Annotated in this window: 15 protein-coding genes and 1 other annotated feature; of the genes, 11 read left to right on the top strand and 4 right to left on the bottom strand. The window is 38.1% G+C overall.

The genetic code is table 11. From position 1 onward, the window contains the following. Positions 1-42: 42 nt before the first annotated feature. From IGL13_RS10395 to IGL13_RS10385, 3 genes are read left to right on the top strand one after another with little or no spacing between them, the layout of a single operon-like run. Positions 43-1671, top strand: coding sequence for a peptide ABC transporter substrate-binding protein (locus tag IGL13_RS10395; RefSeq protein ID WP_002378636.1), 1629 nt, complete (start codon positions 43-45; stop codon positions 1669-1671). A 13-nt stretch (positions 1672-1684) separates the two neighbouring features. Then, positions 1685-2788 carry a M42 family metallopeptidase gene (locus IGL13_RS10390; RefSeq protein ID WP_002356417.1) on the top strand — a complete coding sequence of 368 codons (1104 nt, stop codon included), beginning with the start codon at positions 1685-1687 and terminating at the stop codon, positions 2786-2788. Then, positions 2785-3630 carry a M55 family metallopeptidase gene (locus IGL13_RS10385; RefSeq protein ID WP_002378635.1) on the top strand — a complete coding sequence of 282 codons (846 nt, stop codon included), beginning with the start codon at positions 2785-2787 and terminating at the stop codon, positions 3628-3630. Before IGL13_RS10390 ends, IGL13_RS10385 begins: the two co-directional genes overlap by 4 nt. A 64-nt stretch (positions 3631-3694) precedes the next feature. Here the strand turns inward: IGL13_RS10385 and sdaAA are convergent, their stop codons facing one another. Further along, positions 3695-4567, bottom strand: coding sequence for an L-serine ammonia-lyase, iron-sulfur-dependent, subunit alpha (gene sdaAA, locus IGL13_RS10380; RefSeq protein ID WP_002367199.1), 873 nt, complete (start codon positions 4565-4567; stop codon positions 3695-3697). Between the two features lie 22 nt (positions 4568-4589). Next, entirely contained in the window at positions 4590-5258 is a 669-nt protein-coding gene (sdaAB, locus tag IGL13_RS10375; RefSeq protein WP_002414070.1) for an L-serine ammonia-lyase, iron-sulfur-dependent subunit beta, read from the bottom strand. Positions 5259-5633: 375 nt separating this feature from the next. Between sdaAB and lsa(A) the strand changes: the two genes are divergently transcribed. The 5 genes from lsa(A) to rplL all read left to right on the top strand — a co-directional run bounded on the left by lsa(A) (position 5634) and on the right by rplL (position 9730). Continuing rightward, positions 5634-7130 (top strand): ABC-F type ribosomal protection protein Lsa(A), encoded by a 1497-nt coding sequence (lsa(A), locus tag IGL13_RS10370; RefSeq protein WP_002378632.1) that lies wholly within the window; start codon positions 5634-5636, stop codon positions 7128-7130. A 122-nt stretch (positions 7131-7252) separates the two neighbouring features. Beyond that, the gene (gene rplK / locus IGL13_RS10365; RefSeq protein WP_002356424.1) at positions 7253-7675 is read left to right on the top strand and encodes a 50S ribosomal protein L11; all 423 of its coding nucleotides are present in this window, start codon (positions 7253-7255) and stop codon (positions 7673-7675) included. 111 nt (positions 7676-7786) lie between these two features. Beyond that, on the top strand, positions 7787-8476 hold the full coding sequence (gene rplA, locus IGL13_RS10360; protein ID WP_002356425.1) for a 50S ribosomal protein L1: 690 nt from the start codon (positions 7787-7789) through the stop codon (positions 8474-8476). Between the two features lie 62 nt (positions 8477-8538). After that, positions 8539-8668, top strand: a sequence feature (ribosomal protein L10 leader region). A 130-nt stretch (positions 8669-8798) separates the two neighbouring features. After that, the gene (gene rplJ, locus IGL13_RS10355) at positions 8799-9299 is read left to right on the top strand and encodes a 50S ribosomal protein L10 (protein WP_002356426.1); all 501 of its coding nucleotides are present in this window, start codon (positions 8799-8801) and stop codon (positions 9297-9299) included. A 62-nt stretch (positions 9300-9361) separates the two neighbouring features. Then, positions 9362-9730, top strand: coding sequence for a 50S ribosomal protein L7/L12 (rplL, locus tag IGL13_RS10350; RefSeq protein ID WP_002356427.1), 369 nt, complete (start codon positions 9362-9364; stop codon positions 9728-9730). 353 nt (positions 9731-10083) lie between these two features. Here the strand turns inward: rplL and IGL13_RS10345 are convergent, their stop codons facing one another. Then, a complete protein-coding gene (locus IGL13_RS10345) occupies positions 10084-10914 on the bottom strand; it encodes an AraC family transcriptional regulator (protein ID WP_002356429.1) in 831 nt (276 codons plus the stop codon). A 148-nt stretch (positions 10915-11062) separates the two neighbouring features. Here IGL13_RS10345 and IGL13_RS10340 point away from each other — a divergent pair, with 148 nt between their 5' ends. The 3 genes from IGL13_RS10340 to IGL13_RS10330 all read left to right on the top strand — a co-directional run bounded on the left by IGL13_RS10340 (position 11063) and on the right by IGL13_RS10330 (position 16045). Next, positions 11063-12562 carry an amino acid permease gene (locus IGL13_RS10340; protein ID WP_002359464.1) on the top strand — a complete coding sequence of 500 codons (1500 nt, stop codon included), beginning with the start codon at positions 11063-11065 and terminating at the stop codon, positions 12560-12562. Further along, positions 12495-15617 (top strand): beta-galactosidase subunit alpha, encoded by a 3123-nt coding sequence (ebgA, locus tag IGL13_RS10335; protein WP_002401876.1) that lies wholly within the window; start codon positions 12495-12497, stop codon positions 15615-15617. The genes IGL13_RS10340 and ebgA overlap by 68 nt, the downstream gene beginning before the upstream one ends. Positions 15618-15796: 179 nt before the next feature. Next, positions 15797-16045 carry a GlsB/YeaQ/YmgE family stress response membrane protein gene (locus IGL13_RS10330; protein WP_002356434.1) on the top strand — a complete coding sequence of 83 codons (249 nt, stop codon included), beginning with the start codon at positions 15797-15799 and terminating at the stop codon, positions 16043-16045. A gap of 264 nt (positions 16046-16309) precedes the next feature. On the opposite strand, the gene rlmD is transcribed toward IGL13_RS10330, so the two are convergent. Next, on the bottom strand, positions 16310-17680 hold the full coding sequence (gene rlmD / locus IGL13_RS10325; RefSeq protein WP_002378630.1) for a 23S rRNA (uracil(1939)-C(5))-methyltransferase RlmD: 1371 nt from the start codon (positions 17678-17680) through the stop codon (positions 16310-16312). Between the last annotated feature and the right edge of the window lie 49 nt (positions 17681-17729).

The raw sequence follows: 17729 nt of genomic DNA, 5'->3' as shown, positions 1-17729 counted from the left end.
GTGGGAAAAAGGTATCAAAAAATAAAAAAATGAGGTGTTTTTATGAAAAGGGCAACAAAGCAAAGGCTGTCTTTGGCAGCAATCATGGTTCTACTTCTCTCGGGCTGTGGAAGTGTTGGGAAAGAAACCAAAAAGCAAGAACAACAGGTATTACGGGTCGGGATTGATTCGGAATTATCAACGGCAGACGTGTCGTTGGCAATGGATAATACCGCAGCAGATGTAATGAGTCAAGTAGGAGAGGGACTTTTCTCCTTTGACGAAAAAGGAGAAGCGAAACCAGCATTGGCAACTGAAAAAGTACAGCCCTCTAATGATGGTTTAAGCTATACTTTTACGATTCGAAAAGATGCAAAATGGAGTAACGGCGAGCCAATCACAGCCAATGATTTTGAATATTCTTGGAAGCGCACAGTGGACCCAAAAACAGCTTCCCCGCAAGCGTATTATTTTGAAGGGCTAAAAAATTATCGTGCTATTGTTGACGGTGGCAAATCTAAAGAAGAGTTAGGGGTAACAGCCATTGATGACCATACCTTGGAAGTAGAGCTAAGCTATCCCATGAGTTATTTTCAACAATTATTGGCGGTACCAGCTTTTTATCCTTTAAATGAAGCATTTGTCGAAAAAACGGGCAAAAACTATGGTACATCAGCTGAGTCAACACTTTACAATGGCGCCTTCACATTAGAAGGTTGGGATGGCACGAATAATACTTGGTCCTATGTGAAGAATAAAAATTATTGGGATCAAGCGAATGTTTCGCTAGATAAGGTGGATGTCCAAGTAGTTAAAGAAGTCAATACTGGGAAAAATCTTTTCGAAGGGAAAGAATTAGATGTTGTAAAAATTTCTGGAGAAATTGTTGCACAAGAACAAGGCAATGCAGCTTTGAAAATTCGTGAAATTCCTGGAACGTATTATATCCAATTAAATACGCAAAAAGATCTTTTGGCAAATAAGAATGCACGTCGAGCGATAGCATTATCATTAAATTCTGAACGTTTAGCTAAAAATGTTTTAAATGATGGCTCAAAAAAAGCACTTGGCTTCGTGCCAACAGGTTTCACTAATCAAGAAACGCAAAAAGATTTTGCAGAGGAATTAGGAGATTTAAATCCTAGTGAACCAGAAAAAGCGAAAGAGTTATGGCAAATGGCTAAAAAAGAATTAGGAATTGAAAAAGCGGAGCTGACCATTTTAAGTTCGGATACAGAAAATGCTAAAAAAATCAGTGAGTATGTTCAAGGAGCTTTAGCAGATAATTTAGAAAATTTAACAGTCAATGTTTCACCAGTTCCTTTTAATAATCGTTTAGAAAAAAGTCGCAGCGGAGATTTCGACATTGTGGTTGGTGGCTGGACGCCAGTATATGCTGATCCAATCGATTTCTTAAACTTACTGCAATCAAAAAATTCCAATAATTTTGGTAAATGGTCTAATAAGACCTTTGATCAGTTGCTTCAAGAAGCAAACGTAACTTATGCAAACAAATATGAAGAACGTTGGAAAACATTACAAAAAGCGGATCAATTGGTTGCGGAAGAAGCACCTCTAGTTCCTCTTTATCAATTAACAGAAGCACGCTTAGTGGCCGATTCTGTCCAAAATTTAGTCTATGGTCCATTAGGTTCAGGCTATTACAAATCAGTCTCTATCAGCGACAAGTAAAGGTTGGGAAAAAATGAAAAAAAGTCAAGCTGTTCAATTAATTCAGGAACTTTCAAATGCTAATGGTGTTTCAGGCTTTGAAACAGAAGTCGTTAGAATCCTTCAACACGCAACTGCGGATTTTACTATTCAACGGCTAGATGCCATTAAAAATTTATATCTTGAGAAGAAAAATAATCTAAGTGAAGGTCCAGTAGTGCTTTTTGATGCTCATAGTGACGAAGTGGGTTTTATGATTCAAGCAATTAAAGAAAACGGCTTGTTGCGTTTTCTTCCGTTAGGTGGCTGGGTCCCTAATACGATTTCTGCACAAAAAGTTCGGATTCGTAACCGGGAAGGTACCTATCTGCCAGGCGTAGTTACTAGTCGGCCCCCTCATTTTATGACACCAGAGGAACGTCAGCGACCGTTAACCATTGCTGATTTGACGATCGACATTGGTGCTACCTCAAAAGAAGAAGTAATTGAAACTTACAAAATCGATCTTGGTGCACCGGTCATTCCAGATGTGACGTGCTGTTACAACGAACAGACAGATCTTTTTTTAGGAAAAGCTTTTGATTGTCGCATTGGCTGTGCTTGCTTAGTGGATGTCATGGAGGAGTTGAAAGAAGAGACGCTTCCATTCAAGTTAGTTGCGACAGTAACTGCACAAGAAGAAGTTGGCGAAAGAGGAGCACTTATTGCCGCAAAACAAGTCAATCCTGATTTAGCTATTGTTTTCGAAGGCTGCCCGGCTGATGATACGGCAGAAACGCCAGAGATGATTCAATCAGCAATGGGAAAAGGACCGATGTTACGTTATTTTGATGTTTCTATGATTACGAATCCGGAATTTCAAGAGTATGCACTAGAGATTGCTAAAATACACAAAATTCCTGTTCAAGTTTCTGTTCGAAGTGGTGGTGGAACCAATGGCATGGCGATTACACAAGTTCAAGGAGCCCCGACGATTGTTGTAGGAATTCCTGTCCGTTACGCTCACACACCCCATTGCTATGTGGACTTTCAAGATTACCAAGCGGCGAAAGAATTAGTCATTCAATTAATCAAAAATTTAGACGCCGACAAAATTCAAGCACTGGTTCAGCCATTGTCAAAGGAGTGGAACAAATGAAGATTTATGTGTCATGCGATATTGAAGGATTAGCAGGTATTGCGACATTTGATATGGAAAAAGAAGACACCGTTTTATTCCGAGAATTATATCACCAACATGTGGCTTGGTTGATTGAAGGGATTCAAAAGAGTGCCAAAAATGAACAAATTACAGAAATTACTATTGCCGATTCGCATAGCCGTGGATTGAATTTAGCTTATGCGCGCTTGGCAGAAATGGATGAACGAATTTCCTTAGTGAGCGGCTTTCCTCGCATGGATTATATGATGAGTGGCTTGGATAGTAGCTATGATGTGGTCTTTTTCTTAGGTTATCATGCCGGTATTGGTAAACAAAAAGGGAATATGGATCATGGGTATAGCGCTAGTGTTGCTTATGATTTAAAAATAAACGACTTAGCGATGAATGAAACGACAATTAATGCAGCTTACGCTAGCGAATTAGGTGTCCCTGTTGGTTTAATTATTGGTGAATCAGGCTTAGAGGAACAACTTTTTCAAGAAAAAATGATGCCCGAAGTTCCCTTTGTTTCCACCAAAGAATCTCTGGGACGTTATGCAATCAAAAATAGACCCATGCAACAAGTTCGGGAAGCTATCGTAGCGACTACAAGTCAGGTGTTAACTTCCTTTGCGTTGTCTGAATTACCCCGATATGCCTTGCAAACACCTGCAACTGTAAAATTGCAATGTGTGACGACAGCACAAGCAGATCGCATTGAAATGTTACCAATGATTAAACGCATTGATGGTAGAACCGTTTCATTTGTGGGTGAAACGATGAAAGATGTCATGAATGGAATTGTCGCTGTGGTTGGTTTAGGCGGAACAAGTGATTAAAGAAGAAGCTTACGGAAAAAACGAATGGACGTTTTTTTCTGTAAGCTTCTTGCTATAGTTATTTCTATTTTTGTTTCTCTAGAATTTCTTTGCTTAAACGTTGTGCAGTTGGTGTCACCGCAAGACCGCCTTCAGCGGTTTCCTTGAAAATTTGTGGCATTTGGCGACCCACTTGGTACATTGCGTGGATGACCTCATCTGGTGGAATGACACTTCGGATCCCCGCTAAAGCCATGTCAGCTGAGATGAAGGCTTGAGAAGAACCTAATGCATTTCGCTTCACGCAAGGGACTTCAACAAGTCCTGCAACAGGATCACAAATGAGGCCCATCATATTTTTTATCGTAATAGCCACAGCTTGAGCAGATTGATCAGGCGTACCGCCAGAAGCCGCAACTAAAGCGGCGCTGGCCATTGCACTAGCAGAGCCGACTTCAGCTTGACACCCACCTTCGGCACCACTGATTGAGGCATTGTTGGCAATCACTAAGCCAAAAGCCCCAGCTGTAAATAGAAAATCCAATTGTTGCTGATGGGTTAACTTTAAGCGATCAATAACTGCCAACAAGACGCCAGAAACTACTCCGGCACTGCCTGCGGTTGGTGTAGCACAAATCAAGCCCATTTTTGCATTAACTTCATTAACAGCAATCGCATTTCGCACGGCTTGTAAAATGGTCTCACCGCTTAAAAAGTTGCCTGAATGTATGTAATCATTTAAGCGGGTTGCATCGCCACCAGTTAGCCCTGTTACTGAGGTAACACCAGCGATTCCTTCAGCGACAGATTGTTTCATAACGGCTAGATTTTTTTCCATTGTTTCAATAATTCGTTCACGAGAATACCCGCCATGAGCCATTTCTGTTGCAATCATTAATTCGCTCACAGAAGGGTATTCTTTCGCTTGAGCTACCAAATCTTCAATTGAATAAAACATCGTATTACTCCTTTACGTTCATTTAGTCAAAATAGTTAACGCTATATATATGAGGGATTTCAGCTAATTGCATGACAATGTCACCGACTTCGGCTTGATCAACTTCAATAATCATAATCGCTTTTTCCCCTTTAGATTCTCGGGTAACGGTCATTGTACTAATATTGATATCGCTAGCTGAAAGGATGTTGGTCACCTTAGCAATCATGCCAGGAACATCTTGATGGACAACGATAAATGTTGGCGTGCCCATACTTAAAGACAATTTGAAGCCATTTAATTCAGAAATTTGAATGTTTCCACCACCAATTGAAATTCCTGTCACAGATAGTTTTCGGTCGCCAGAAGAAACCACAATTTTAACGGAATTAGGGTGGTCTGCTTTTTCACTTTTAGGAATAAAACAAACTTCCATTCCTTGTTCATAAGCAATTTCCAAAGAATTGGCTAGTTGCTCATCATCTGGTTCCATACCTAAAAGGCCGCCAACTAAGGCGATATCTGTTCCGTGACCACGATAAGTTTTAGCAAAAGACTCATATAAATAAATGTCAACGCTATCAGGTTGCTGTCCAAAAATACTCCGAACCACTTTTCCAATTCTTGCCGCTCCAGCTGTATGAGAACTGCTTGGACCAATCATAACAGGTCCGATAATATCAAAAACACTATTAAAGCGTAACTCTTCCATTTCAGCACCTTCTTCATTAGAATATGTTTTCATTGGAAGTCTAACACAAAAAATGGCGGGGAACTAGGCAATCGCTTGTGTTTTAGCGAATAATTTAAATTTTTATCAGAATGAAAGCAAGGGGCCTTCGTTGACAAATCAGTGAAGAGATGCTAAATTCTAGATAATAAAAGACGAAAAGAGGGATTCGTGCGTTGAAAATTTAAGTTAATTTTTTAGAGAAACTGTATAACTTTGCCTGAATATAACGGGTGGAGTGTGCGGATTTTCGGAAATTAGCTTAAAGAATTCAACCACGGGTCTTTTTGTATACCTTGGATTGATGCCGCTGATTTCCGTAAAGCTGCATCAATTTTGCTTTATGGAGGTATATTTATGTCGAAAATTGAACTAAAACAACTATCTTTTGCCTATGATAATCAAGAAGCGTTGCTTTTTGATCAGGCAAATATCACGATGGATACCAATTGGAAATTAGGATTGATTGGCCGCAATGGCCGTGGGAAAACAACCTTATTAAGATTGTTACAAAAGCAGTTGGATTACCAAGGAGAGATTCTTCATCAAGTCGATTTCGTCTATTTTCCACAAACAGTTGCAGAAGAACAACAGCTCACTTATTATGTCTTACAAGAGGTGACTTCTTTTGAACAGTGGAAATTAGAACGAGAATTAACGCTTTTAAACGTTGATCCTGAAGTTTTATGGCGGCCCTTTTCTTCTTTATCAGGCGGCGAAAAGACGAAAGTTTTATTAGGTCTTCTTTTTATTGAAGAAAATGCCTTTCCTTTAATTGACGAGCCAACAAATCATTTAGATCTAGCTGGCAGACAACAAGTGGCTGAATATTTGAAGAAAAAGAAACACGGGTTTATTTTAGTCAGCCACGATCGGGCATTTGTTGATGAAGTGGTTGATCATATTTTGGCGATTGAAAAAAGTCAATTGACACTGTACCAAGGGGATTTTTCTATTTATGAAGAGCAAAAAAAATTAAGAGATGCTTTTGAACTGGCAGAAAATGAAAAAATCAAAAAAGAAGTCAATCGCTTGAAAGAAACCGCTCGTAAAAAAGCGGAATGGTCGATGAACCGTGAAGGTGATAAGTACGGCAATGCTAAAGAAAAAGGAAGCGGGGCGATTTTTGATACAGGAGCCATTGGTGCCCGGGCAGCGCGCGTAATGAAGCGCTCGAAACACATTCAACAACGTGCCGAAACACAATTAGCAGAAAAAGAAAAACTATTAAAAGATCTTGAGTATATTGATCCTTTGTCAATGGATTATCAGCCAACGCATCACAAAACATTATTGACGGTGGAAGAGCTTCGTCTAGGCTACGAGAAAAATTGGCTATTTACGCCAATTTCTTTTTCAATAAACGCAGGAGAAATTGTTGGAATAACAGGGAAAAATGGCTCAGGAAAATCGAGCTTGATTCAGTATTTATTGGATAATTTTTCTGGGGATTCAGAAGGCGAAGCCACTTTGGCTCACCAATTAACCATTTCTTATGTGCGCCAAGATTATGAAGACAATCAAGGAACTTTATCCGAATTTGCAGAGAAAAATCAGTTAGATTACACCCAATTTTTAAATAACTTACGAAAACTTGGGATGGAGCGCGCTGTTTTCACTAATCGAATTGAACAAATGAGTATGGGGCAACGGAAAAAAGTCGAAGTAGCCAAATCATTGTCTCAATCAGCTGAACTTTATATTTGGGATGAACCCCTTAATTACTTGGATGTGTTTAATCATCAACAATTAGAAGCGCTAATCTTATCTGTGAAGCCTGCAATGCTAGTGATTGAGCATGATGCACATTTCATGAAGAAAATAACAGATAAAAAAATTGCCTTGAAATCATAAAAATATCTTGAAAAAGTAAAGGGAATCCTGTATAGTAATAGGGTATGTTTTAAATGTACGTTGAGTGGGAGGGGAAATCTCAACCCCATTAACCACGCACGAGAACTTAAGGAGGTATTTTCGTGGCTAAAAAAGTAGAAAAAATCGTTAAATTACAAATTCCTGCGGGGAAAGCAACACCAGCTCCACCAGTAGGTCCAGCGTTAGGTCAAGCAGGTATCAACATCATGGGATTCACTAAAGAATTCAATGCTCGTACAGCTGACCAAGCAGGCTTGATTATTCCAGTAGTAATTTCTGTATATGAAGATCGTTCATTTACATTCATTACTAAAACACCACCTGCTGCAGTCTTATTGAAAAAAGCTGCAAAAATCGAAAAAGGTTCAGGTGAACCAAACAAAACTAAAGTTGCAACAGTTTCAAGCGATCAAGTGAAAGAAATCGCTGAACTTAAAATGGCAGACCTAAACGCCGCTGACGTTGAAGCAGCAATGCGCATGGTTGCAGGAACTGCACGAAGCATGGGTATCATCGTAGAATAATTTTTATTCCACACTTACTCAAAGAAGTAGCTTCTCAGTTCGTTTCATATTTAAAGATATGAAAGACGTGGGAGGTACAACCGTTATAACCACAATCAAGGAGGAAACAAAATGGCTAAAAAGAGCAAAAAAATGCAAGAAGCATTGAAAAAAGTTGATGCTACAAAAGCTTACTCAGTTGAAGAAGCAGTAGCTTTAGCAAAAGATACAAACATCGCGAAATTTGACGCAACAGTTGAAGTTGCTTACAAATTGAACGTTGACCCTAAAAAAGCAGACCAACAAATCCGTGGAGCAGTTGTGCTTCCAAACGGAACTGGTAAAACACAAACTGTTTTAGTATTCGCTAAAGGCGAAAAAGCTAAAGAAGCTGAAGCTGCTGGTGCAGATTTCGTAGGCGACGACGACATGGTTGCAAAAATCCAAGGTGGATGGTTCGACTTTGACGTAGTTGTTGCGACTCCTGACATGATGGCTACAGTTGGTAAATTAGGCCGTGTCTTAGGACCAAAAGGTTTAATGCCAAACCCTAAAACTGGTACTGTAACAATGGACGTTACAAAAGCTGTTGAAGAAGTTAAAGCTGGTAAAGTAACTTACCGCGTTGACAAAGCTGGTAACATCCACGTACCAATCGGTAAAGTTTCATTTGATAACGAAAAATTGGTTGAAAACTTCAACACAATTAACGACGTATTATTGAAAGCTAAACCATCAACTGCTAAAGGTCAATACATCAAAAACATTTCAGTAACAACAACATTTGGACCTGGAATCCACGTTGACCAAGCTTCTTTCTAATTTGAAAGAAAATAATTAAAAAATTCTTGACTCACTCACTTACCCTATGGTAAAGTGAGTGAGGTTAATAATTAACTGTACCGAAGACAGTAGGTGACGCAAGTCTTAATTTCCTACCGAGGACAATTGTTGAGTTATATACAATTCGGTCCCTCTATGTCTACGGTGGCATGGAGTTTTGTTGTTTTACACGACTTTTTGAAAAAAAGCCGATGTAAAACAATACTTGGCGAACGAAGTGAGCGAAGTTTCATTTGATTCTTCTACTTTACATATCGTAAACCAAGTCCAACTCCACCATCAAAATCAGGAGGTGAAATAAATGAGTGAAGCAGCAATCGCTAAAAAAGAAACCCTAGTTCAAGCAGCCGCTGAGAAATTTGAATCAGCAGCATCAGTTGTAATCGTGGACTACCGTGGTTTAACAGTTGAAGAAGTCACTAACTTACGTAAACAATTACGTGATGCAGGCGTAGAAATGAAAGTCATCAAAAACTCAATCCTTTCTCGTGCAGCTAAAAAAGTTGGTTTAGACGGCTTAGACGAAGTCTTTACAGGCCCAACTGCTGTCGCATTCAGCAACGACGATGTAGTAGCACCAGCTAAAATCATCGACGAATTTGCTAAAGATGCAAAAGCATTAGAAATCAAAGGTGGCGTCATCGAAGGAAAAGTTTCTTCAGTGGAACAAATTACTGCGTTGGCAAAACTACCAAACCGCGAAGGTTTACTATCTATGCTATTATCTGTATTACAAGCGCCAGTCCGCAACGTGGCTTACGCTGTCAAAGCAGTGGCAGAGAAAAACGAAGAAGTTGCTTAATTGCAGTCTAATTCAAACAAATAAAAAACAAACAATTTTAATTTAAATGGAGGAAATTCAAAATGGCATTAAACATTGAAAACATCGTTGCTGAGTTAGAAACAGCAACTATCTTAGAACTAAGCGAATTAGTTAAAGCTATCGAAGAAAAATTTGACGTATCAGCAGCAGCTCCTGTAGCAGTAGCTGGACCAGCAGCAGGTGGAGCAGCAGAAGAACAAACTGAATTCACTGTTGAATTAACAGCAGCTGGCGATCAAAAAGTTAAAGTTATCAAAGCAGTTCGTGAAGCAACTGGCTTAGGCTTGAAAGAAGCTAAAGCTGTAGTTGATGGCGCTCCTGCACCAGTTAAAGAAGCTGTTTCTAAAGAAGAAGCAGAAGCTTTAAAAGCTGCTTTAGAAGAAGTTGGCGCTTCAGTAACAGTAAAATAATTCATTCAACTTTTGAATGTTCGAGAACCCTTGTGTTACAAGGGTTCTTTTTTTATAGCAAACGGTAGTTGTCTTTTGCTAAAACAACTACCGCTAGTAAAATATCTATAAAATTTAATTGTCTACTTTGACAAATTAACAACAATACAATCATCTACCACTTTCTCTCCAATATTGTTTATTTGCTAAAACTTGTAAATTATTTATTGGTTTTGATTAATCTATATATCACACTCACACCTATAATAAAACCCTAATTAATTATAAAATAGATAAATTATAAGAACTACCTAAATTTGAAAATTATTAAATAAATTGTTTTTTCTTTAACTACAGATAAGCAACAATTTATTTTAAGTCAAAAACTGTTGACGATATTGTCGAGGTGTCATCTCTTTTTTCTGGAAGAAAAATTTTGAAAAATAAGAAGGTGAAGAAAAACCTGCTTCAAAACTGATTTCCGTGATGGTTAAGGAACTTTTTCTTAACAGAGAACAGGCTTTTTGCAATTTTAAGTTTTGTACATAAATACTAGGATTTGTTTGTTCATAACGCTGAAACAGCTTAAATAAATAGCTACGATCAATGTTATACTCAGAAGCTAATTGACTAATTGAAAGATTGTTTGAAAAATTTTCGTGAATAGCCATTTTAATTTGGTTAAATAATTGTTGGCTTTGATTTTCGTGCTGTGTAACGGAATGATGCTCTAGATAATTCAACAATTGAAAGCTTTCACTTAAACTGCCAAAATGATTATGTTTCTTCGCTTCTTGGTAAATATTTTTAAATAAACTTTCTAATTTCTTATCAACAGTTCCTTTTAAAATACAATTTTCGGTAGTCAGGCCTATTTTTTCTAAATACTGAGACGAAAGATCTCCAACAAAACCGACCCAATGATAGGTCCAAGGATTTTGCCGATTAGGATAATAAATATTGCGACAATTGGCTGGGATCATAAACAAATCGCCAGCGGTAATGTGTTGTTTTTCCATAAAGGGTGTTGAAAAATAGCCTTCACCATCGCTACAATAATGCAAAACCCAATAATTAATGGGGGCAAACTCAGTTGGTTTTGTCGGACGGCATTTTTCATAGCCAGCTTCATAAAGATGAAATTCTTGGCTAATAGGTTGATCATTAATCAGGATGCTGACATTATTTGTAAAAACATTTTGCATGCTATCACCTCTTTATAAGAGTATGTAAAGGCTTTCTAAAAGTCAACATCTTTACAAGAAATAGGCAACATTTTTTATTTTAAAAAAACTGTAAGCGTTTTACAACGTGTGAGTACTAATTAATTTGATAAAGAGAGGATGTAGTAAAATGGCAACACATTCACGGGAACGATTAGGTTCTGTCGCATTGATGCTCATGACTTTTTCAGCGGTTTTTGCCTTTCCCAGCATTGTTAACAACAGTATTCAGATTGGCCTAGCAACTATTCCAGGCTATTTATTCGGCTCTATTTTTTACTTTTTACCATTTATTCTAATGATTGCAGAATTTGCTTCTGCTAATTCTGAAAATGAATCAGGCGTTCATAGTTGGTTGGAATCTGTGTTAGGACCTAAATGGGCATTTTTAGGTGCTTGGTCGTATTTCTTTGTCAACTTGTTTTTCTTCTGTTCATTACTACCGAATACATTGATTTATGGTTCATACGCTTTTTTAGGTCAAAACGTTTTTCAAGGAAACCATAGTACTAAAATAATTGCAGTGATTTCTATTCTGTTATTTTGGTTAATGACATGGGTTTGTATTAAAGGGGTTTCGTGGATTTCGAAAGTGACTAGCTTAGCGGGTGGTGCTCGTTTATTTATGGGCGTAGCTTTTGTGGTTTTAGCCTTTGTCGTCGTGTTTGGTTTTGGCAATGAGCCAGCACAAGAATTTACCACGACGTCAATTATGCCAACTTTTAATTGGACTTTTTTCATGACGATGGCGTGGATTTTACAAGCTGTTGGTGGTGGTGAAAGTATCGGCGTATACATTAAGGATGTTAAAGGCGGCAATAAAACGTTTGTCCGCACGATGATTGGTGCAACGATTGCGGTCGGTATCATGTATATTCTTGGTGCCGTTGCTGTAGGTTTGGTAGTGCCAACGGACGTCTTAAAAGGAAATTTTTCAAATGGTATTTTTGATATTTTTAAAATTTTAGGTACGTATTTCCATATTCCCGCAGCAATGATGGTGCGCTTAGTAGGAATTATCTTATTTGTCGGAAGTCTTGGTTCTTTGGCTCTGTGGACGGCAGCACCAGTTAAAGTATTTTTCTCAGAAATTCCTGATGGGGTCTTCGGTAAGTGGCTAGTGAAAACGAACGAAGAGGGAAATCCAACCAATGCTTTGTTAGTTCAAGGAATTATTGTGACGATTTTAGTTGCCATTCCAGCATTAGGAATTGGAAATATGGATAGCTTTTTAGAAACGTTAATTAATATGACAGCTTCTACGTCATTAGTGCCTGTCTTGTTCTTGTTAATCGCCTATATTGGGCTTCGTTGGAAAAAAGAAACAATGCCGAGAAGTTTCCGCTTTGGTAATCGAACCTTTGGCTTAATTGCGGGAATTTTCTTATTAGCCATTTTTATCTTTGTATTCTTTATGTCAACTGTGCCGGATCCAAAATTAATCATGGAAGAAATCAATGGCACGTTACCGAAAGGAACCGCTAGTCCACTGGGCATGTTGGCGTATAACATTATTGGGTTAATTGTCTTTATGGGCTTTGCTTGGATTTGTTGGAAACGATATGAAACAAAAGAAAAAAATGAAGTTGGTAAAGGAGAAATGGATTATGAAGACTTGGGAAAATTATAAAGTAGATAGTATTAATCGGTTGCCTGGACGAGCACACTTTTCGAGCTTTCCCTCGAAAGAAACAGCGTTATTAAATGAAAATAAATATACACAAGCATACAAAAATTTAAACGGATGCTGGCATTTTCTCTTTTTAGAAGCGCCAGAATACAGCCCAGAAAACTTTTTTGCGACGGACTTTGATACAAGCCAAATGGATCAAATCACTGTTCCTGGAAATTGGCAAGTCCAAGGATATGGCAAAATGCATTACTCTGATTTATGGTACAATTTTCCCATTAATCCGCCGTATGTACCAACGGAAAACCCAACAGGTATTTACAAACGGACATTTGCTATAGATGAAACATTTCACGATAAAAAAATCATTTTACGTTTTTGTGGCGTAGATTCAGCTTATCATGTTTGGGTGAACGGCCATGAAGTTGGCTACAGTAAAGGTGCACGAAATGAAGCAGAATTTGACATTACGCCTTACGCTAAAATTGGTGAAACAAATGATTTAACGGTGCGAGTCTATCAATGGTCAGATGGTACGTATTTAGAGGATCAAGATATGTGGTGGTTAAGTGGTATTTTTCGTGATGTTGAATTACTCGGTGTACCAGAAAATGGGCTGGAAGATTTCTTTATTATTTCCGATTTAGATGATTCGTATCAAAATGGCCACTTGGCAATTACGGGTAAATTTTGGCAAGACAAAGGACAACAAGTTCAATTGGAGTTGATGGATCAGCAGGGAAAAACGGTTCTTAAAGAGACTGTCGCAGGAAATCAAGGTACGGTTGAATTTTCAGCAAGTTTACCGTCTGTCACTGCTTGGTCAGCTGAAAAACCATACTTGTATCAACTATTTATCACTGTTTTTTCTGAAGGGGAAGTCGTCGAAGTTATTCCGCAAAAAGTTGGTTTCAGAAATATTCATGTATCTGGTGAGACTTTCTTAGTCAATGGTGTGGCCATTAAACTAAAAGGAATGAATCGTCATGATTATAATCCGAAAAATGGTCGAGTGGTTAGTCGTGAAGAAATTGAAAAAGATATTCGTTTAATGAAACAATTTAATATTAATGCCATTCGAACCAGTCATTATCCAGCATCTGCTTATTTTTATGATTTATGCGATGAATATGGAATGTATGTGATTGATGAAACTGATTTGGAATGTCACGGCTTTGAATTAACCGGAGAATATGATTGGATTAGCAACGATCCAGAATGGGAAACGGCTTATGTTTCTCGGATGGTACGGATGATTCAACGGGATAAAAACCATCCATCAATTCTCTTTTGGTCGTTAGGAAATGAATCTGCGTTTGGTCATAACTTTATTGAAATGGCCCGTATTGCAAAAGAAATGGATCCAACACGTTTGGTTCATTATGAAGGTGATTTTGAGGCAGAGGTCACGGATGTCTATTCTACAATGTATACGTGGTTGGAACACCCAACTAGAGAATTACTGATGAATACGATTATTGAAAATTCAAAAAAACCGCATATTTTATGTGAATATTGTCATGCGATGGGGAATGGCCCTGGGAATTTAAAAGAATACCAAGAGCTATTTTATGCTCATGATAAATTACAAGGTGGCTTTATTTGGGAATGGTTTGACCATGGCATTGAATCGGTAACAGATAACGGTGAAGTTTATTATCGTTATGGCGGCGATTTCGGCGATGATCCAAGTAACAAAGATTTTTGTATTGACGGGATGTTGATGCCTGACCGTACGCCATCTCCTAGCTTGTATGAATACAAAAAAGTCATTGAACCCATTACAACTAGCGCTATTGACGTTCTGTCAGGTGAATTCTCATTATTGAGTCGGTTTGACTTTGAAAACTTGGCTATCTTTAATCTGGTTTATACAATTACTGAAGATCAAACAGTGATTCAATCAGGGACAGTATCAGTGCCAGCAATTGCTGCTAGAGCAGAAGGAAGACTGCACTTACCTTATCATTTAGATTTTCCTAAAAAGGCAGGAGCCGCCTATTATTTAACTCTTTCATATCAATTGAAAGAAACGACTGCCTATGCATCTGCTGGTCATGAATTAGCTACCGCACAGTTTGAATTGCCAATTGCAACACCAGGGATTGAGATCACACCAGTTGGCTCGCTAATGGCAAAGGAAATTGGCCCTCATTTATACATTGAAGGACCAAACTTTTCAATTAATTTTGATAAAGTGAAGGGTGCCTTAACGAATGTGACACGAGATGGTAAAAAATTATTGCATAAAGGGCCGAAATTTACATTTTGGCGGGCACCAATCAGTAATGATATGGAAATTATTGATGAAATGAAGAAGAAATATTTCTTACATTTAGAGCATGAAATTGTCCGTTCTTTTGAGTGGAAAAAAGTTGATGATTTTATCCAAGTCATCGTAAAAACAATTAACGGAACGACTAACAGTGCTTGGCATTATCAATGTACCTATCAGTATTTAATTGCACCAAATGGCGAAATTTTCTTCGATTTAAAAGGTAGTCCTGCTGGTAAAATTGAAAATGCGCCAGATATGTTACCACGTTTGGGTGTGACTCTCCATTTAGACAAGTCTCTATCAGAAGTAAAATATTTCGGTAAAGGGCCGAGAGAAAACTATGTAGATTCACAAGAAGCTGGTTTACTTGGCGTTTATGATGCTACAGTGGCGGAAATGTTCACTAATTATGTTGTTCCACAAGCCAATGGTAACCACATGGCGACTAAATGGTCCGCATTCACGGATGATCGCGGCCAAGGGGTAGTAGCAACAGCGGCTGATTCATATAATTTTAGTGTTTCTTATTTTGAAGAACAAGCGCTAGATGTTGCTAAGCATACCAATGAATTACAAGAAAGTGAGTATGTTGTTTTAAATATCGATTACAAACAAAACGCCCTAGGTAGCTACTCTTGTGGCCAGTGGCAATTAGAAAAATACCGGACTACGTTTGAAGAATTCCAATTGGCATTCCGCTTAACACCTTTTAATAATAAAGAGATTCAAGCAGCGGATGTCGCACATGAACGAGTAAAACGACCAACAATTTCTTAAATAAAAGCTCAGAACAGTGCACTTCGGTCTCCTGTTCTGAGTTTTTTTAATGAAATTATCAGAAATTATTGCTTTTTTTCATGGAAACAAGCAAACTATTTTGTTATCTAATAAAAGTAGTCCATAATAGTAACATAGCGAATTATTCGCTAGATAAAGCATTTAGGAGGAATTATTTTATGCATACTTTATGGGTTTTAATCGTTGGTGCTGTTATCGGTGCTATCGCTGGCGCGCTTACAAGCAAAGGTCAATCAATGGGTTGGATTGCGAATATCGTTGCCGGTTTAGTTGGTTCATTTATCGGAGAAAAAATCTTAGGTAGCTGGGGTCCTCACGTAGCAGGTATGGCAATTGTGCCATCAATTATTGGGGCAGTAATTTTAGTTGCTGTGGTTTCATTCTTCTTCGGACGAAAAAATAGCTAATTAAGTAAATAATTGTTTAATTAGTTAAAGGAGGTCGGGACAGAACCGTTTAGCTCCGAGAAATAAGAAGAAATTTCCGAAAATTGCTTTTTAATTTTTGGATAATTTCGGCTTATTTCCGAAGGACCTTCAACTCTTAGAGCTTTAGCTCTTAGAAGTTGTTGAGATCGGAGCAACGCGTAGTGTTGGTTCTGTTCCCACCGTTTATCAGTTTTTGAGCGTGGAGCAAAAATCCAAAGTGATTTTTGTCCCACGCTCCTTTTTTTATTTTCTCGTTAATTTTACGACAACTTCACAACGAGCGGTTTGTGGAAACATATCAACAGATTGTAAATAGTCTACTTGATATACTTTGGCTAATTGAACTAAATCACGTGCTAACGTGGATACATTACAAGAAATATACACCATTTTCTTAGGTGGTTGTTTCAAAAGGGCCGTTAATAATTTACGATCCAAACCAGTCCGTGGGGGATCAACTACAATGGCATCAGGTTTAAAGCCTTCTTTGAACCATTTAGGTAATAAGTCTTCAGCTGTTCCAACAGCATAATGTGTGTTCGTAACACCAAGTCGTTTTGCATTGAATCTAGCATCGTCAATTGCGGCGGGAATGGTATCCATACCACGAACTTGATGCGCTTGTTTCGCTAAACTTAAGCCAATGGTCCCGACGCCACAATAAGCATCAACAACAGTTTCATTTGGTTGTAAATCTAAGGCCTTGATTCCTTCATTATATAAAACTTCCGTTTGTTCTGGATTCAATTGGAAAAATGCTCGCGGCGATAAATCAAAGACAACGTCGTTAATGTGTTCTTCAATGCTTTCTTTGCCCCATAAGTGAAGGGTATCATCACCCATTACTAGAGAGGTTTTTTTATTTTGGACATTTTGCATAATAGAAACAACTTCTGGTAATTGTTCATTAATTGCGCGAACCATTTTTTCTTTTTGTGGAAATTTCAGCGATTGTGTAATGAACACTACTTGGACTTCGCCAGTTTGGATGCCCACTCGAACCATTAATGTTCGAAAGATACCACTATTTTTACGTTCATCATAAATTGGTAATTGAAAGTCATTCAATAAATCAACTAATGTATTCATCACCTTGGTTGTCGCAGGCTGTTGGACCAAACAGTTATCAATCGGTACTAATTGATGTGAATCAGCTTGATAGAGACCAGCTTCTACTTGTCCATCGATTTGGCGTAATTGGAATTGGGCTTTATTTCGATAATTCCAAGGATTCTCCATCCCAATTGTTTTTCGTAGTTCATAGTTTTGATAATTGGCTGGTTTAAATTTGTTAAGCGCCTGCTTTAATAAATCTTTTTTAAAGTCTAATTGTGCTTTGTAGGCTAAATGTTGTAGTTGGCAGCCGCCACATGTTTCATAGACAGGACAAGGAGGGACCACGCGATCTTTAGCAGCTTTTTTGACAGATTGAAGGGTTCCTTCAGCAAATTTTGGTGTAACATTTGTGATCGTGGCAGTCACTTCTTCTTTCGGTAGCGCCCCAGGAACGAAAATAATTAATTTTTTATAATAGCCGATACCTTCGCCATTAATTCCTAATCGTTTAATTTTTAAAGAAATTTGTTGGCCTTTTTTTACTAGTTGTTGGGTCATATTCTTTCATCCTTTAGTCATCTCACATTTTTCACTTCCTCCCATTTTA

Origin of the sequence: Enterococcus sp. DIV1937, assembly GCF_050535975.1 — a bacterium.
Classification (GTDB): domain Bacteria; phylum Bacillota; class Bacilli; order Lactobacillales; family Enterococcaceae; genus Enterococcus; species Enterococcus faecalis.
The sequence above is the reverse complement of the archived record's forward strand: the minus strand, read 5'-3'. Positions and strand labels throughout refer to the sequence as shown.

What these genes read in the sequence shown, in the direction of transcription:
- IGL13_RS10395 (WP_002378636.1), top strand. Translation starts at nt 43, where the DNA reads ATGAAAAGGGCAACAAAGCAAAGGCTGTCTTTGGCAGCAATCATGGTT.
- IGL13_RS10390 (WP_002356417.1), top strand. Translation starts at nt 1,685, where the DNA reads ATGAAAAAAAGTCAAGCTGTTCAATTAATTCAGGAACTTTCAAATGCT.
- IGL13_RS10385 (WP_002378635.1), top strand. Translation starts at nt 2,785, where the DNA reads ATGAAGATTTATGTGTCATGCGATATTGAAGGATTAGCAGGTATTGCG.
- sdaAA (WP_002367199.1), bottom strand. Translation starts at nt 4,567, where the DNA reads ATGTTTTATTCAATTGAAGATTTGGTAGCTCAAGCGAAAGAATACCCT.
- sdaAB (WP_002414070.1), bottom strand. Translation starts at nt 5,258, where the DNA reads ATGGAAGAGTTACGCTTTAATAGTGTTTTTGATATTATCGGACCTGTT.
- rplA (WP_002356425.1), top strand. Translation starts at nt 7,787, where the DNA reads ATGGCTAAAAAGAGCAAAAAAATGCAAGAAGCATTGAAAAAAGTTGAT.
- rplJ (WP_002356426.1), top strand. Translation starts at nt 8,799, where the DNA reads ATGAGTGAAGCAGCAATCGCTAAAAAAGAAACCCTAGTTCAAGCAGCC.
- rplL (WP_002356427.1), top strand. Translation starts at nt 9,362, where the DNA reads ATGGCATTAAACATTGAAAACATCGTTGCTGAGTTAGAAACAGCAACT.
- IGL13_RS10345 (WP_002356429.1), bottom strand. Translation starts at nt 10,914, where the DNA reads ATGCAAAATGTTTTTACAAATAATGTCAGCATCCTGATTAATGATCAA.
- IGL13_RS10340 (WP_002359464.1), top strand. Translation starts at nt 11,063, where the DNA reads ATGGCAACACATTCACGGGAACGATTAGGTTCTGTCGCATTGATGCTC.
- ebgA (WP_002401876.1), top strand. Translation starts at nt 12,495, where the DNA reads ATGAAACAAAAGAAAAAAATGAAGTTGGTAAAGGAGAAATGGATTATG.
- IGL13_RS10330 (WP_002356434.1), top strand. Translation starts at nt 15,797, where the DNA reads ATGCATACTTTATGGGTTTTAATCGTTGGTGCTGTTATCGGTGCTATC.
- rlmD (WP_002378630.1), bottom strand. Translation starts at nt 17,680, where the DNA reads ATGACCCAACAACTAGTAAAAAAAGGCCAACAAATTTCTTTAAAAATT.